This window comes from Flavobacterium sp., assembly GCF_049318185.1.
Taxonomy (GTDB): domain Bacteria; phylum Bacteroidota; class Bacteroidia; order Flavobacteriales; family Flavobacteriaceae; genus Flavobacterium.
The window spans coordinates 1-15740 of the sequence record NZ_JBMOGV010000054.1 but is presented as its reverse complement, the minus strand read 5'-3'; the positions used below and the strand labels follow the sequence as shown (position 1 = coordinate 15740).

Genomic DNA, 15740 nt, shown 5'->3' with positions numbered 1-15740 from the left:
GATATTAGTACCTAATACTATAGGGGTTTGGAGTGTAAAATCAAAAGTCGCACTGACACTTCCTAAACTGCTTTCACATAAGGGTAAGTTTGGTGGTTGGACAGGGGTTGTTGCGCACAAAAGAGGGTCTGTATAAAGCACAAATTGAGCGGTAGTTATACATCCTGAAAGATCATCTTCAACTGCTGCATAAATTTGTTCAAGATTTGTTCCGGGATAATTAGATGCGTTAGAAATTGGTGAAGTTAATTGTTGTGCATCAGAAAGAGAATGATGATAACTTATTGTGTTACTGGTTCCATTTAAAATAACTGCAGTATTATTGGTCAGGTTAAATGGCGCGCTACATAAGGTTAAATCATTTGGTGTCCCAAGTGTAGCAGATGGAAGATATTCAACAATCATGGAATCCGATTGTTGGCAACCACCTGGGTAGGTGAGGGTTACAGTATAAGTACCTTCTTGCGTTACTGTATAATCAAAGGTATTTGCTCCAGAAATCGGAGAACCATTGTTTAATGTCCATAAATAACTAACATTTGGTATTGCACCAGATCCAGCTTGTATATGTATAGGAGAAGCAGCACAAATAGCAGTTCCTGCTGCTATGGTGAAATCTGGGGTATTAATAAAATCTGGAGAAGATAAATTAGCCGAACCAATATCAAAACTACCTGCACCTAAAAATACTGCAGAATCAAATCGAAAATCATTTCTGTCAGCAATAACTAATTTTATATGGTAAACATTATTTGGGATAACAGCCGTTGAGGCTGTCATTAAAACTGTTTCTCCATTAAAATTTGTTGCTGATGTGTTTGCATTAGCACCTCCGTTATAGCTGCCAAAATAAGCGAGATTTGCAGAACCACAGCTATTGTTATTTGCAGTATCTCTTATAGTCACAACAGATATTGGAGATATTGTGTTGGGAACCAAAGCCAAATTTATAGGTGGGGTGCCAGCAGTAACATTTGTTAAGAAAAAAGCAAATGAGTCTGAAAAAGTACACTGGAAAGTACCGTATTCTTCCGATGCAAAAAGGAAATCAAAACTCATTTGATTAGTTAAAGGTGTAAAATCAAACTCTAAAATTGTTGCATTAACTGATGTGTCTGTCGCAGGAGCAATCCCTATAGATTGAAGATACGATAATAATTGATTATCTCCTAACCAAGTACTATTTCCATCGCTCATAGAAGAATTATTGGGCCCAGGAGAATTTGTAGCTATACCTGTAGATAATATTACTCCAGATGATAATGGAAAGTTTGGATTTGTATTTTGAAAATAACCTATCCCGTTTGAAGAACCATAATTAGTTCCCGTACTCCATGTAATATTACTTAGCGTTCCAACACAAGAACTTCCACCACCAGATGCAGGAGCGAATAAAACATCTTGAACAAGCTGAGGAACTGTATATGTTGAAGTATTAACAGTTATGGGTTGGGAAAAAGAATTTAACCCCGTAAATATTGTAAAAAATATAAATAAAATTCTTTTCATTAATAGAAAATTAAATCGTTGGTGTTAGTTTCTAAAACCAACATATATGTTAATATTTGTTTAATTGTCCAAATATAATTAATCATAGAAAATAACTTTGTTAAATTTGCAAAAAAAAATACCATAATAATGAAAATTGCTATAAAGAAAACACAAAATCCAACCATACTAAAATTTGAATTTCCAGATTTTATAACTCAAAATGAGAACTTTGAATATAAAAATATAGACGAAGCAAAAAATTCACCTTTAGCCCAACAGCTTTTTTACCTTCCATTTGTGAAAACTGTTTACATTTCTGGAAATTTTATTGCTATTGAAAAATACAATATTGTAGAATGGGCTGATGTACAAGATGCTGTGGCCGAACAAATAGAAAACTTTATTAAAGATGGAGGACTAATAGTGCTTCCAAATCAAAACTCTACCAAAAAACAACCTATCACAGTTTATGGTGAAACTACGCCAAATCCTGCTTCGTTAAAATTTGTAGTGAACAAAGGATTAACAAAAACAGCTGTTGAATTCAAAAATAGTGACGAAGCAAAATCCTCTCCATTAGCCCAAGAATTATTTAAATTTCATTTTGTGAAAGAACTATTTATTACCGAGAATTATATTTCTGTAACCAAATATGATAGCATTTCATGGGATGAAATAACTTTGGAATTACGCACTTTCATCAAACAATTTATCGAAAATGGAGGAATAGTTTTAGACGAAAATGAAATTGTAAATAATGTCAAACAAGAAAAACAACAAATCAAAAATTTTGATAAGCTCAATACAACTTCACAACAAATCATCAATATATTAGAAGAATATGTCAAACCAGCTGTGGCTGCTGATGGTGGAAACATTCTTTTTGACTCCTTTGATGAAACAGAAAAAAGAGTGAAAGTGGTACTTCAAGGTTCGTGCAACGGCTGTCCATCGTCAACTTTTACTTTGAAAAACGGCATTGAAAACATGTTAAAAGACATGCTAAACGATAAAGATATTATTGTTGAAGCCATAAACGGATAACAAGTATTCAAAATAAAAAAGTAACTTTAAGCGTCCAAAAATGGATGGTTTTTTTATTATGAACGAATTACATTTAGAAACCAGTCCCTATTTATTGCAACACGCCAATAACCCAGTTTTCTGGAAAGCTTGGAACTCCAATTCTTTGGCGGAAGCCAAATCAAAAAACAAATTAATTATAATTAGTATTGGTTATTCAGCATGCCATTGGTGCCATGTGATGGAACACGAAAGTTTTGAAAACGAAGAAGTCTCAGCGGTTATGAATGCTCACTTTGTCAATATAAAAATTGACCGTGAAGAACGTACCGATATTGATGCCGTTTATATGAAAGCTGTTCAGATGATGACGGGTCAAGGCGGATGGCCAATGAATGTAGTGGCATTGCCCGATGGAAGACCCATTTGGGGTGGCACTTATTTCAGAAAAAATGATTGGATAAATGCACTTCAAAAACTTCAGGAATTATATATTCAAAAGCCTGAAACAATTTTGGAATACGCCCAAAAACTTCACGATGGATTACAAGTCATTAGTATCGAACCCATAAATAATTATGCAACTCATTTTGATTTTGAAATAATAGGAAGTTTAATAGAAAAATGGCAAAAAAGTTTCGATTGGGAATTTGGCGGCATGGCTCGTGCTCCCAAATTTATGATGCCAACCAATTATGAATTTTTGTTGCGTTATGGTTATCAAACTAACAACAAAACCTTATTAGAATTTGTAGATCTAACCTTGACCAAAATGGCCTATGGCGGTTTGTTTGATACTGTTGATGGTGGATTTTCACGCTATTCGGTAGATATGAAATGGCATGTGCCTCATTTTGAAAAAATGCTTTATGACAATGGACAACTCGTTTCACTTTATGCTAATGCCTACAAATTAACGGCCAACAAACACTACAAAGAAGTGATTGAAAAAACACTGTCTTTTATAGAAAAAGAATGGCTAACCAGCGAAGGAAGCTTTTATTCTGCGCTTGACGCTGATAGTTTAAATAATGAAAATCATTTAGAAGAAGGTGCTTTTTATGTTTGGAAAAAAGAAGAACTTTCGACTATTCTTATGGAAGATTTTGCTTTGTTTTCTTTGGTATTCAATATCAATGACTTTGGTTTTTGGGAACATGATAATTATGTTTTAATCCAAAATCAATCTTTGGAAGAAATTGCCAAGCAACAAAATGTAACCCTAGATTTTTTAGAACAAAAGAAAAAAACCTGGGAGCAAAAACTTTATATCGAAAGAGAAAAACGAAGTAAACCAAGATTAGATGACAAGTGTTTAACTTCCTGGAACGCCTTAATGCTGAAAGGTTTTGTAGATGCCTACAAGGCATTGAACGAAGAAAAATATCTGAAAATTGCCCTAGAAAACGCAGCATTTATTATCAAAAATGTTTGGGCTTTAGAAGGTAATTTATTCCGAACCTTTAAAAACGGAAAAGCCACCATTAATGCGTATCTTGAAGATTATGCACACGTCATTCAAGCCTTTATTACTTTGTATGAAGCCACTTTGGACGAAAAATGGTTGCAAAATGCGAAGCAATTAACCGATTATTGTTTTGACTTTTTCTATGACGAAAACGTCCAATTTTTTTCATTTACTTCCAAAAATGACGCAGCATTAATTGCACCACATTTTGAAGTAGAAGACAATGTAATTCCGGCCGCAAATTGTGTGATGGCTGAAAATTTGTTTATGCTGAGCATTTATTTCAACAACAGTTATTACGAAACTATTTGCCAGCAAATGGTACAAAACATAATTCCAACCATTGATTATCCTTCGGCTTATTCCAATTGGCTGCAGGTGCTTTTGAATTTTTCGGAACAAAATAAAGAAGTAGCAATTTGTGGCGAAAATGCTTTACATTATGTAGAAAAAATTAATAAAGAGTATCTGCCAAACCTTATAATTGCTGGGACGAATACTGTTTCCACTCTTCCTTTTTTAGAAAATCGTTTTGAGCCATCTAAAGATTTATTTTATTTATGCCAAAACAAAACCTGTACTATGCCTACTACAAATTTTGATGCCTTGTGGGACAGCCTAGTTTCATAAATAAATTTTATTTTTGCAAAAAAAATCATGAACAAAGAACACTATATCTATTCCTTTGAAGAATACTGGAAAGAATTTGAAAGATTGCTGATTAATTATTCCCCTAAAATAGTTTCTGCTTTTGTAATTCTATTTATTGGGCTATATGCCATTCGATTTTTGAATAGATTGACCCGAAAAATTATGGTCAAAAGAGACTTAGACCCAACATTATCTAAATTCTTGGCTGATCTTTTGCTCTGGGCTTTGCGAGTTTTGTTATTTATAACTTTCATTTCTAAACTTGGCGTTGAGACTTCTTCGTTTGTAGCTATTCTGGGAGCAGCTGGTTTGGCTGTTGGTTTATCTTTGCAAGGTTCGTTATCCAATTTTGCAGGAGGAATGCTTATTATATTGTTTAAACCTTTTAGAGTTGGCGATACCATTTTTGCTCAAAACGTGGAAGGTACTGTGAGTGAAATTCAGATTTTTGTAACTAAATTAATCACTGGAAACAATCAAACTATTTTTATCCCCAATGGGATTTTGTCTAACGGTGTCATTACAAATTATTCCCTTTTAGGGATTCGCCGTGCCGATTTATTGTTTTCACTTTCTTATGAAACCAATATTAAAACTGCTAAAGATATCGTAATGCAAGTATTGCAAAACCATCCAAATGTTTTGAAAAATCCAGCGCCAACAGTTACTGTTAAAGATTTGAGCGAATCGGCTATTCATTTAGCCATAAAACCTTGGGCAAATAATGCAGATTTTGGCGATATGTGTTCGGATATTTTAGAGAATTGCAAAGAAGCTTTTGACGAGGCAGGTATTGTCATCCAACCTTTTGTTAGAGAGTCTTCTAAAAATTAATTTATTTACTCATCAAAAAATCTTTCAAGTAAAAAGGTTCGAAGTAAGCCACATCTTCAAAATCGTTGTTAGTAAATTTTTCGAAGCTTAATTGACTCATTTTTTTTGAAGAAGGAAAAACAATTTCGGGAAGAAATATAAAATTAAGTTTTGTTAAAACCGCTTGGCATTTTTCTTGACAATCGCCTATGAAATAAATAGGGTCATCAAATTCGGCATAACTATTATGTGTCAAAACTTCGGCTTGAACTTCTTTTATGTTTTGATGGTTTTTATCAAAAATGGCACTATACACTTCCATTCTTCTGGCATCAATCATGGGTACAATAAAGCCATTTTCTATGACAACTTGTTTGGCTAAAACCTGCAAAGTACTCACGGAAATTAAAGGAATTCCTAGCGCATAACACAAACCTTTGGCTGAAGAAACCCCGATGCGTAAACCTGTATAAGATCCTGGTCCTTTACTAACAGCAATAGCTTTTAAATCGCGAGCGGAGATGCCTGTTTCGCTCAGAATTTCTTCCATAAAAACATGCAACTTTTCCGCATGGGAATAGCCTTGTTCTGCAATTTCTTTGGTTAAAATGGTTTTGCCATCTTTTGCCAAGGACACCGAACAATTTTTAGTAGCGGTTTCTATGTTTAAAATGTAGGTCAAGTATAAAGATTTTTAATTAGTCGAAACCGTTTTGGAAGTTTCTTTAGAATCTTTTTTGCCCTTTGAACCAGCATCAGATACTTTATCCCCAGAATTTAAATCTTTGGTCACTGTGGTATAGGGTCCAATAATGACAACATCGCCTTTCTTCAATCCAGAGAGTACTTCGATGTTTGTATCGTCTTGAATTCCAGTTTTCACAACTCTTATTCTAGCTTTATTCCCTTCTTTTACAAAAACGCATTCGTATTTTTTATCATTTTTGGAAGCTACTTTTTTGTCTTCAGCTTCGTCTTTCACTTCGTATTTTTTGGTAGCTGTAGTATCAGATTTTATTACCACAGAACTAATGGGTACACCAATAACTTTTTCTTTTCTTTTGGTAATAATATCTACAGTTGCTGTCATTCCTGGTCTGAACGGAGAATAACTTGATGGTTTTCCTTCCAATAAATCTTGATACGATTCTTTTAAAATTCTAACTTTCACTTTAAAATTTGTTACTTGATCAGCTGTAATTGTCGTGCTAGCAGAATTGGAAATACTAGTTACAATTCCTCTAAATTCTTTTTTCAAATAAGCATCCACCTGAATTTTAGTGCTATCGCCAATACTAATTTTTACAATGTCATTTTCGTTGACATCAACTTCTACTTCCATATTGTCAAGATTAGCCACTCGCAATAATTCTGTTCCAGTCATTTGCTGTGTTCCTAAAACTCTTTCGCCTAGTTCAACACTAAGTGAAGAAATAGTACCATCAGCTGGCGAATAAATAGTAGTTCTTCCAAGGTTATCTTTGGATTCTTTAACCGTTGCCGAGGCACTTTGCACATTATAATAGGCAGATTCTTTGGTGGCTTTGGCCACTTCAAAAGACGCAACGGCTTTATCCCAGTCTGATCTTGAAATAATCCCTTTGTCAAATAATGTTTTACTTCTATCGAAATTGGCTTTGGCTTCTCTAAATGAAGCATCGGCTTGACTTAATCCAGCTTTTGTTCCTGACAAATTTGAAACAGAACGATTCAATCCAGAAGTATAAAGCATAGGATTTATTTTTACTAAAAGTTGTCCTTTCTTTACTACCTGTCCTTCTTTGACTGGCAATTCAATGATTTCTCCTGACACTTCTGAAGATATTTTTACTTCTATTTCGGGTTGGATTTTCCCAGTGGCAGAAACGGTTTCAATTATAGTGATTTCATCAGCCTTGGCTGTTTCTACTTGAATTACGCCATCATCGCCTCCTATTATTCCATTCTTTTTTAGAACAACTACTACAATTACTACTACTATAATAATTGCAACTAACCAGTATATTTTCTTTTTTGACATGATTTATTGTTTTTGAATGATTGGGATTCCAAAATATAGTTCTACTACTTTCATTTTAAAGATGTAATCGTATTTTGCTCGAATAACCTCTGATTGTGAATTGATGTATAAGGTTTGAGATTGATTAAAATCAAAAGCATTCAACATCCCAACCGCATACTTTTCTTTAGCATAATTGAAAGCTTCTTGTCGGGCTTCAAGAGTGGTAATTGATGTTTCATAGGTTTTCAAAGCGCCTTTGGCATCAGTTATGGCTTTGTAAACATTAGATTCTAAATCGAGTTTGGCTTGGTCAAAAGCATTTTTTGATTTTTCATAATTGATTTTGCTTCTATCAACATTTCCTTGGGCAGTAAAGCCATTGAAAATAGGAATGCTAAGTTGTAAACCAAAATTATGCCCTTTGTTATTACTAAACTGATCAAAAAGTGGTAACGGAGAGGTTAGAATTGGGTTGCCGTTGGTATCAATACCAACAATTCTATCCGAATAACTGGCTCTGGTGCTGAAACTATAAAAACCTGTCAAACTGGGTTGCAAACCACCTCTTGCGATTTTTATATCTCTTTGAGTCAAATCTAAATTCGCTTGAGCAATTTTTATTTCAACTCTTACTTCGTTTGCTTTTTGAACAATTGCTTCAGGAGTTTGCGCCGCTACCGAACTTGGTTTAGCCTCCATATCCACATCGGCAATATCAAAATTTTGAAAATCCTCTAAAGCCAATAATTGCGCCAAGCTTAATCTTGAAATTAGGAAACTGTTTTCTGCTACGACTACTTTTTGTTTGTCTGCTGCAACGGTAGCTTTCATGTCTAATAAATCTCCACGAGGAACAACACCTGCATCGACTAGTTCTTGTGAACGGATGAGTTGTTTTTCATCATTGGCTAATTGCGATTGTTGCACTTTGAGATTTTCTTTATTGAAAAGTATTTCTAAATAACCGTTTGTAACGTACAAAGAAATATCATCTTGCATTTTTGTCAATTGATATTGTGATGCCAACTGAGACATTTTAGCTCTTCGCAATCGATTTTGATTTTGCAAGCCATTATAGATCGCAATATTAGAACTTAATCTAGCCGAAGTAAATTGAGTAGTTTGATTTTCTAAAAGACCTGTAGTGATATTTTGATTTAAACCAATATTCCAGGAGTGGGAAGCATCTGCATTAAGACTAGGCAAGAAATTTCCAAGGGCTAATTTTTTATCGATAGCATTAGCTTTGACATCAAGCTCGGATTGTTTTATGGAAATATTGTTTTTTAACGCATATTCCACACATTCTTGAATAGTCCATTTCTTAACTTGTGCAGTAGTTGAAATCCCTAGCAATAAAGCAAAAACAAGAATACTTTTTGATATTGTTTTTTTCATAGTAAAATAGGTCATTCCATCTCAGATTTTCTGGTAAACAAAGATATAATTTTAGTCTGTTATTAAATGAATATTCAACTACAATTTTAGACTTAACTTTTTTAATAATGTTACAATATTATTATAATATTTACAATTACTTTTGCCAAAAAAATTATTGCTCTTATGTCATCTATCAAACACATTTTTTCTTTATTGTTTCTTACTTTTCTTTTTAATGGATGTGCAACCACCCAAAAAATAGAAGCGCTAAAACCACTTCCTTCAAATGACACCCCTATGGTTTTTAAAACAAAAACTTCACTGGTCAATATGCCTTTGGAAATTAGTTTAAAAGAAATTGAAAATCAATTGAATAAAACATTGGTGGGAGAGATTTTCAACGATTCCAATTTGGAAGATGACAAAACCGAAATGAAGATTACCAAAACTGCTCCGATAACATTAATCGAAAAAGAAGGGAAAATTCAAACCATTTTGCCTTTAAAAATTTGGTCCAAATTTAAATACGGAACAGACTTTATGGGATTGAATGATACTAGAGAAATCAATCTGAATGGCACTATTACGATGACAAGTGATGTCAAATTGTCTAACTGGAAACTAGCCACCACCTCAAAAATTGAAGATTTCAATTGGTCAGAAAGTCCCTCAATTCTAGTTGCTGGAAAGAATGTACCAATTACCTATATCATTAACCCAACGCTTTCTATTTTAAAATCAAAGATTGCAAAAAAAATAGATGAAGCGATAGAAAACTCCTGCGATTTTAAACCTTATGTGCTTGCTGTATTGGAAAAAATGAGCGCCCCTTTTTTAACCAGCGAACAATACCAAACTTGGTTTAAACTTACACCTGTTGAAGTGTATGTTACCGATGCTCAAATTGCAAAAAGCAAAATCAATATGGACTTGGGTTTAAAATGTAGTATGCAAACCATAGTAGGTCAAAAACCAAAGACGTCTTTCGACAAAACTGCTATTCAGTTTAAAGCAGTTACAAAAATTCCTGTTGCTCTGTCAGCAAACATTGCTGCAATTTCTACTTACGAAAGTGCTTCAAAAATTATTACTACTAATTTTAAAGGGAAAGAATTTGTCTCTGGAAATAGGAAAATTGTAGTACAAAATGTAGGTTTATGGCAACGTGATGGAAAGATAATCATTGCGCTTGATATGACAGGGAGTATCAATGGAACCATCTATTTGGCTGGAATTCCAAATTACAATGTCATAACAAAAGAGATTTATTTTGACCAAATGGATTATGTTTTGGACACGAAAGGCTTGTTGACTAGAACCGCTAATTGGTTATTGCAAGGCGTTATATTGAAAAAAATTCAGGAAAACTGCCGTTATTCTATCAAAGATAATTTGGAAGAAGGCAAAAAAAGTTTGTTGCCTTACTTGAATAACTATTCCCCAATGAAAGGTGTTTTTGTCAATGGGACTATTAATGATTTTGAATTTGAAAAAGTGGAGATAACCGATAAAGCCATAATAGCATTCATTACTACTAGCGGAAAAATGAATGTGAAAATTGACGGAATGGATTGAGTTAAGTCTTCAGTATTCCGTTTATCGTGTTACGTTCATACTGCCTTCTTTTTATAATACATTTTATAAATAGCAAAACCAATTACAGCTACCAATATATAAGGAACTGCCATCAAGAACACGATACCATCGTTTATGGCTTCTACCTTTGTCTTATTGCCTGAACTTTCTAGAGCAGCACGACACATAGCGCATTGTGAAAATGAGACAATAGGCATAAGGCAATAGGCAAAAAGTAAAAGGTTAAAGCTTTTGGCTTTTGGCTTTTGGCTTTTGGCTTTAATTTGCATAATAAGGTGAAATCAGTAAATAAACCACAACACCTGTAACAGCGACATATAGCCAAAGTGGAAATGTGATTTTGGCTAATTTTTTATGTTTGTCAAAACGCTCTGCTAGAGCTCTAACATAAGTGAACAACACTAAAGGAATTATCGCTATTGAAAGCGCAATATGTGTCAACAAAATAAACAAATACACTAGTCGCATAGACCCTGCATTGGTTTTTTCTGTAGTATCCAAAAGGCCATCGTGATTAACGTCGCCAAAAACAGTTGAATTTGCTGTCATATGATAGGCAACATACATTATCAAGAACACTAAAGAACAAGCTATTGCAGTAGTCATCATGCGTTTGTGAACTTTTCTATTACCATTTTTAATGGCAATTACACCCATAATTAATAACAAAGCTGTTACTCCGTTTATGGAAGCGTAGATGGGTGGTAAAAATGACAAAGGCTCAACTTGGATGCCAAAATCTTTTAATTTGACCGAAAATAAAATAGCTACAGCAACTGGAATTAGTATTGAAACTGCAATTATAGCACCTCTAAATTTATGCTCTAAAGTTGGATTTTCCTTATTCATTTAATAGTTTTTTTATGTCTTGTGTTATTGCTTTTACTCCTTTTTTATCTAATCCATCATAATACAAAATAGGATTTTCAAATTTATCTTTTCTGCATCTTATGGTTCCTTGTTTATCAATAAGTGCAAAAAGTCCTGAATGTTCAAATCCAGCTGAAATGTTTTTATTTTCACCTACATAAAGATTAAATCCTTTGTTGGCTATACTATAAATATAATCTTTATCGCCAGTTAGTAAATGCCAATTGGACGACTTCACTCCTATTTTTTGAGCATGCTCTTGCAATACTTTTGAAGTATCGTATTCTGGATTAATAGAAATGGAGACAATGCCAAAATTAGGATTACCAAAAAACTCATTCTGAATATCCACCATGTTTCTATTCATAATTGGACATATAGTAGGGCAAGTTGAGAAGAAAAACTCTACTACATAAACTTTCCCTTTGTAGGTTTCATTAGATATTTTAGCATTATTCTGATCTGTCAATTCAAATTTGGGTGCTGGACCAATTTTTAATAAACCTGTTTCTGGATTTTTATGATTGGAAACCGCATCAATTCTGTCTCCTTGAACTACAGTTCCATTTTTTATTCTATTAATGATTCTTGGAATAAAAATTATTCCAAAAACCAATATTATAAAAGACAACCCAATGTATGATTTGTTCTTCATTTATATTCTAAATTTGTCTGTTTGCATTATTCCTTTTCAATGCCAATCTGTATTCTGCTAATATAATTTTCACATCATCCATCATATCATTATGCAATTCTGCTGCCGACGTAGTGTTAAAACCTTCTTTATACTCCGGTTTTCCTTGCACACTTTTTCCCTTTCTTCCTCGAAGATTTCTTTTCTTATCTACAATAAAAACATTAGGTGTTCCCATTTTGGAATCTAATTTACCTAACAATTTCAAATCATTATAATACGCTTGAATTTCATTTGCTGGCGCAAATAAAAAGTGATAACCCTTAAGATTAGACAAAGGACTTAGCTCTTTCAAAATCCTTTTAGCCTGTTCTTGTGTTCCATCAGGAGCTATGAATACAAATTGAAAATCTTTGAACTCATTGTATTTAGTATAAATTTTTTGATTGAGATTAAAAAAATTCCCTCTATTCACAAAAATATCTTCTCCTGTAAAACCTAATATTGTTATTTTTTGATTGAGAGTTACTTTTTCCCCATTTAAAGATTTCCATTGTGGATTTACCTCAGGAATGGTAGGTGTTATAGTAGGTAACGTAATAAAACTATTTACTCCAGAAGCAAAGAAAAGATAGGCCACTATTGGAAGCACAAATAAAACAAAAAGGACACTATTTTTTTTCATTTTGATACTGAAAATTGGATATACAAAAATAAAAAAAGGTACGCAAAACGTACCCTTTTTTTTGAATTACTATAGTATTAAAAATTCCATTTGATGGTAGCATTTTTGAAAACCTCAAATACATAATCTGCTTCTACCAGCAATATGAATAGTAAATATATCACAAGGAAAATAACCGTAGCGACTACTGCCCATCGTAAACTGCTTTTTTCACCTTCCATGTGCATAAAAGCCCAAACAATATAATAAGCTTTATACAATGTTAAAATGATAAAAACCCAGTTCAATAAATTCATCCTCAAGAAATTATTCATGAATAAGAAGTCTGGTCTAACGATTCCTAAAAATACCTCAACTGTGGTTACTACTGACAATAAAGCAAAAACTAACCAGATTCTTTTTGTATTTGATACGTGTTCGTGTGCGTGTGACATAATGTAAACTTTCTAAAATTAAACTAAGTAGAAGAATGTAAATACGAATACCCAAACTAAATCGACAAAGTGCCAATAAAGTCCAACTTTTTCAACCATTTCATAGCTTTTTCTTTTCTCATAAGTTCCAAGAACAATATTCAAGAAAATAATAAAATTGATAACCACTCCCGAAAATACGTGGAACCCGTGGAAACCAGTAATAAAGAAAAAGAAATCAGCAAATAATTTGCTACCGTATTCGTTGTGTTTCAAATTGGCTCCTTCAACCACCAAATGCCCATTACCGACCATAACTTCAGATTCAGCTCTGGTTAAAATTTCTCTATGTTTGTTGTGATTTAACCCTGGTTGTAATTTTTTATTCGCTTGGTCTTCTTTAGTATCTCTGTAGATTTTTTCAGTTCTAACTAATAATTCAGGATGCGCTTTGAAACCCGCTTGCACCTCAGCAACAGAATAGGTAGATAAAGTTTCTTCATCTTTCATAAACCATTTCCCTTTGCTTCCTGTAAGTGCTTCTCTTTGTCCTGGTAGGTGAATAGCAAAATCTTCTAGTTTTACTCTTTCGCCTTCATTATTTACAAACTGAATGATACTTCCCCCTTTGGTTTCAACTGCACCATATTCCCCTTTGATGAAGTTTTTCCATTCCCAAGCTTGTGAGCCTACGAATATTAAACCTCCAATTATAGTTAGAAACATATAAAAAGCTACTTTCTTTTGCTTCATTTGGTGTCCGGCATCAACAGCCAATACCATCGTTACCGAAGAGAAAATCAATATAAAGGTCATCAATGCCACATAGTACATTGGTGCTTCCACACCATGCATAAACGGAAAGTGCGTAAACACTTCATCGGCTATGGGCCAATTATCAATAAATTTAAATCTTGAAAAACCATATGCAGCAAGGAAACCAGAGAAAGTTAAAGCATCTGATACGATAAAAAACCACATCATTAATTTACCATAACTGGCACCCATTGGCTCATTTCCGCCGCCCCATGTATTTTCAGTATTATTAGCAGTTGTAACTGTCGCTCCCATAAAAGTTGTTAGTTAAAAAGTTCCCAAATTTAGATTTTTTTTCTTATTTAAAGAAATATAAAAATAAAAACAAACAAATCCATAAGAAATCAAGAAAGTGCCAATACATTGCACCAAGCTCAATTCCAAGTAATTGACTTGAATTGTATTTTTGTTTAAAATGATTATAAATTATGATTACTAGCGAAATTAATCCTCCAGCAAGATGCGCCAAGTGAAGAACCGCAATTACGTATAAAAAAGTAGTGGCAATATTACTCTCTGGTCCGGTGAAATAATAACCTGCTTCAACGATTTGTTCAAAACCTGTAAATTGCAATACCACAAAACTTATACCAAGACCTAAAGTCAATAAAAGCAAACTAGTTGTAGCACTTCTATTGTCTTTTTGAATGGCTTTTTTGGCCAAATGAAAGGTAAGACTACACAATAATATAGTTAGTGTACTAAAGTAAAAAGCTGTTGGCAATTGGAAATCTTTCATCCAATCTTCTCTTGATTTACTTACCACAAAAGAACTTACTATACCTGCAAACATCATCGTCATGCTTCCCATGGCAAACAACAAGAGCAATTTATACGAACGTGCCGTTTTTTCTTTATGTTCCTGAGCGGTCATCTGTGTTGTTGTCATAAACTATCTTAAAAATTTATCGGTGATATACACTATTTGTAACAAAGTAATATAGGAAACGCTTACCAGCATTAGGGTTCTTGCTGCTTTGGCTGTTCTTAATTGGTACAATTTTATTGCATAAAAAATCATCCAAAGTCCTAGCAAAAATACAATTCCTGCTGCAATTGGCGAAATAAATAATCTGCCTGTAAAACCTAACGAAGGTAACAAGGACGCCACCAATAACCAAATGGAATACAAAATGGTTTGCAATGCGGTTGATGTATCTTTTTTGCCTGTTGGCAGCATAAAAAAGCCTGCCTTTTCATAATCTTCAAACAAGAACCAACCGATAGCCCAAAAATGGGGAAACTGCCAAAAGAATTGTATCAAAAAAAGCGTTCCTGCTTCAATACCAAAATTATTTGTAGCCGCAACCCAACCCAACATAAACGGAATAGCGCCTGGAAAAGCACCCACAAAAACCGAAAGTGGTGTAACCGTTTTCAAAGGCGTGTAAATACTAGTGTATAAAAAGATAGAAATCGCACCAAACATGGCCGATTTTGGATTGATTAAATACAATAAAATCAAACCTGTAATGGTTAGCAAACTCGCCACAAACAAAGCATGATTAGGCGACATTCTGCCTGAGGCCACTGGACGGTTTTTGGTTCTGTCCATCAAGGCATCGAGGTCTTTTTCTATCACTTGGTTGAACGCATTGGAAGCGCCCACCATGCAATACCCGCCAACAGCAAGCATCAACAACGTAGTTACTTTTAAATCCTGAAAATCAACCACACCCAAAAGGTAACCTGCTATAGAGGAAAACACCACGCTAATAGCTAAACCCGCTTTGGTGATTTCTTTGAAATCAAACGCAATTTGTTTTAGAGAAAATGTTGAAGCAGTGGCGCTCATTAGTTGTTTTTAAACTGGTGCAAAGGTACTTTATAGAAAACGATTTGACAAAAAAACAATTCATAAAATTTGCAAAAAAGAAATGGATGAAATCTATAAAAAA

The 15740-nt window shown here is 33.7% G+C and carries 16 protein-coding genes; 4 read left to right on the top strand and 12 right to left on the bottom strand.

The features are described 5' to 3' along the window. The coding region (locus ACOYLT_RS06645) for a choice-of-anchor L domain-containing protein (RefSeq protein WP_422853077.1) at positions 1–1509 on the bottom strand (1509 nt) is incomplete at its 3' end. 126 nt (positions 1510–1635) lie between these two features. On the opposite strand from ACOYLT_RS06645, the gene ACOYLT_RS06640 reads away from it, so the two are divergent. Genes ACOYLT_RS06640 through ACOYLT_RS06630 form a run of 3 tightly spaced genes read left to right on the top strand, consistent with a single transcriptional unit; the run spans position 1636 to position 5467 of the window. After that, the gene (locus ACOYLT_RS06640) at positions 1636–2535 is read left to right on the top strand and encodes a NifU family protein (RefSeq protein ID WP_422853078.1); all 900 of its coding nucleotides are present in this window, start codon (positions 1636–1638) and stop codon (positions 2533–2535) included. A 40-nt stretch (positions 2536–2575) separates the two neighbouring features. After that, positions 2576–4612 (top strand): thioredoxin domain-containing protein, encoded by a 2037-nt coding sequence (locus tag ACOYLT_RS06635; RefSeq protein ID WP_422853076.1) that lies wholly within the window; start codon positions 2576–2578, stop codon positions 4610–4612. 27 nt (positions 4613–4639) lie between these two features. After that, positions 4640–5467 (top strand): mechanosensitive ion channel family protein, encoded by an 828-nt coding sequence (locus ACOYLT_RS06630; protein WP_422853075.1) that lies wholly within the window; start codon positions 4640–4642, stop codon positions 5465–5467. 1 nt (position 5468) lies between these two features. Here the strand turns inward: ACOYLT_RS06630 and tsaB are convergent, their stop codons facing one another. From tsaB to ACOYLT_RS06615, 3 genes are read right to left on the bottom strand one after another with little or no spacing between them, the layout of a single operon-like run. Next, entirely contained in the window at positions 5469–6128 is a 660-nt protein-coding gene (tsaB, locus tag ACOYLT_RS06625; RefSeq protein ID WP_422853074.1) for a tRNA (adenosine(37)-N6)-threonylcarbamoyltransferase complex dimerization subunit type 1 TsaB, read from the bottom strand. Positions 6129–6140: 12 nt separating this feature from the next. Then, positions 6141–7466: an efflux RND transporter periplasmic adaptor subunit gene (locus ACOYLT_RS06620; protein ID WP_422853073.1), complete on the bottom strand. Its 1326-nt coding sequence runs from the start codon at positions 7464–7466 to the stop codon at positions 6141–6143. Between the two features lie 3 nt (positions 7467–7469). After that, the gene (locus ACOYLT_RS06615) at positions 7470–8846 is read right to left on the bottom strand and encodes a TolC family protein (RefSeq protein WP_422853072.1); all 1377 of its coding nucleotides are present in this window, start codon (positions 8844–8846) and stop codon (positions 7470–7472) included. A 165-nt stretch (positions 8847–9011) separates the two neighbouring features. Between ACOYLT_RS06615 and ACOYLT_RS06610 the strand changes: the two genes are divergently transcribed. Further along, positions 9012–10403, top strand: coding sequence for a DUF4403 family protein (locus ACOYLT_RS06610; protein ID WP_422853071.1), 1392 nt, complete (start codon positions 9012–9014; stop codon positions 10401–10403). A gap of 35 nt (positions 10404–10438) precedes the next feature. On the opposite strand, the gene ACOYLT_RS06605 is transcribed toward ACOYLT_RS06610, so the two are convergent. The 8 genes from ACOYLT_RS06605 to cyoE all read right to left on the bottom strand — a co-directional run bounded on the left by ACOYLT_RS06605 (position 10439) and on the right by cyoE (position 15637). Next, positions 10439–10693: a hypothetical protein gene (locus ACOYLT_RS06605; RefSeq protein ID WP_422853070.1), complete on the bottom strand. Its 255-nt coding sequence runs from the start codon at positions 10691–10693 to the stop codon at positions 10439–10441. Continuing rightward, a complete protein-coding gene (locus ACOYLT_RS06600; protein ID WP_422853069.1) occupies positions 10683–11273 on the bottom strand; it encodes a DUF420 domain-containing protein in 591 nt (196 codons plus the stop codon). Before ACOYLT_RS06600 ends, ACOYLT_RS06605 begins: the two co-directional genes overlap by 11 nt. Next, positions 11266–11949, bottom strand: a complete 684-nt coding sequence (locus ACOYLT_RS06595) for an SCO family protein (protein ID WP_422853068.1) — start codon at positions 11947–11949, stop codon at positions 11266–11268. Before ACOYLT_RS06595 ends, ACOYLT_RS06600 begins: the two co-directional genes overlap by 8 nt. A gap of 7 nt (positions 11950–11956) precedes the next feature. Further along, a complete protein-coding gene (locus ACOYLT_RS06590) occupies positions 11957–12613 on the bottom strand; it encodes a hypothetical protein (protein ID WP_422853067.1) in 657 nt (218 codons plus the stop codon). A gap of 77 nt (positions 12614–12690) precedes the next feature. Further along, complete coding sequence (locus tag ACOYLT_RS06585; protein WP_422853066.1) at positions 12691–13047, bottom strand: cytochrome C oxidase subunit IV family protein; 357 nt, start codon at positions 13045–13047, stop codon at positions 12691–12693. An 18-nt stretch (positions 13048–13065) separates the two neighbouring features. Next, complete coding sequence (locus tag ACOYLT_RS06580) at positions 13066–14097, bottom strand: cytochrome c oxidase subunit 3 (protein WP_422853065.1); 1032 nt, start codon at positions 14095–14097, stop codon at positions 13066–13068. A 43-nt stretch (positions 14098–14140) separates the two neighbouring features. Further along, on the bottom strand, positions 14141–14731 hold the full coding sequence (locus tag ACOYLT_RS06575) for a cytochrome c oxidase subunit 3 (protein ID WP_422853064.1): 591 nt from the start codon (positions 14729–14731) through the stop codon (positions 14141–14143). Positions 14732–14734: 3 nt separating this feature from the next. Continuing rightward, the gene (gene cyoE, locus ACOYLT_RS06570; protein WP_422853063.1) at positions 14735–15637 is read right to left on the bottom strand and encodes a heme o synthase; all 903 of its coding nucleotides are present in this window, start codon (positions 15635–15637) and stop codon (positions 14735–14737) included. Between the last annotated feature and the right edge of the window lie 103 nt (positions 15638–15740).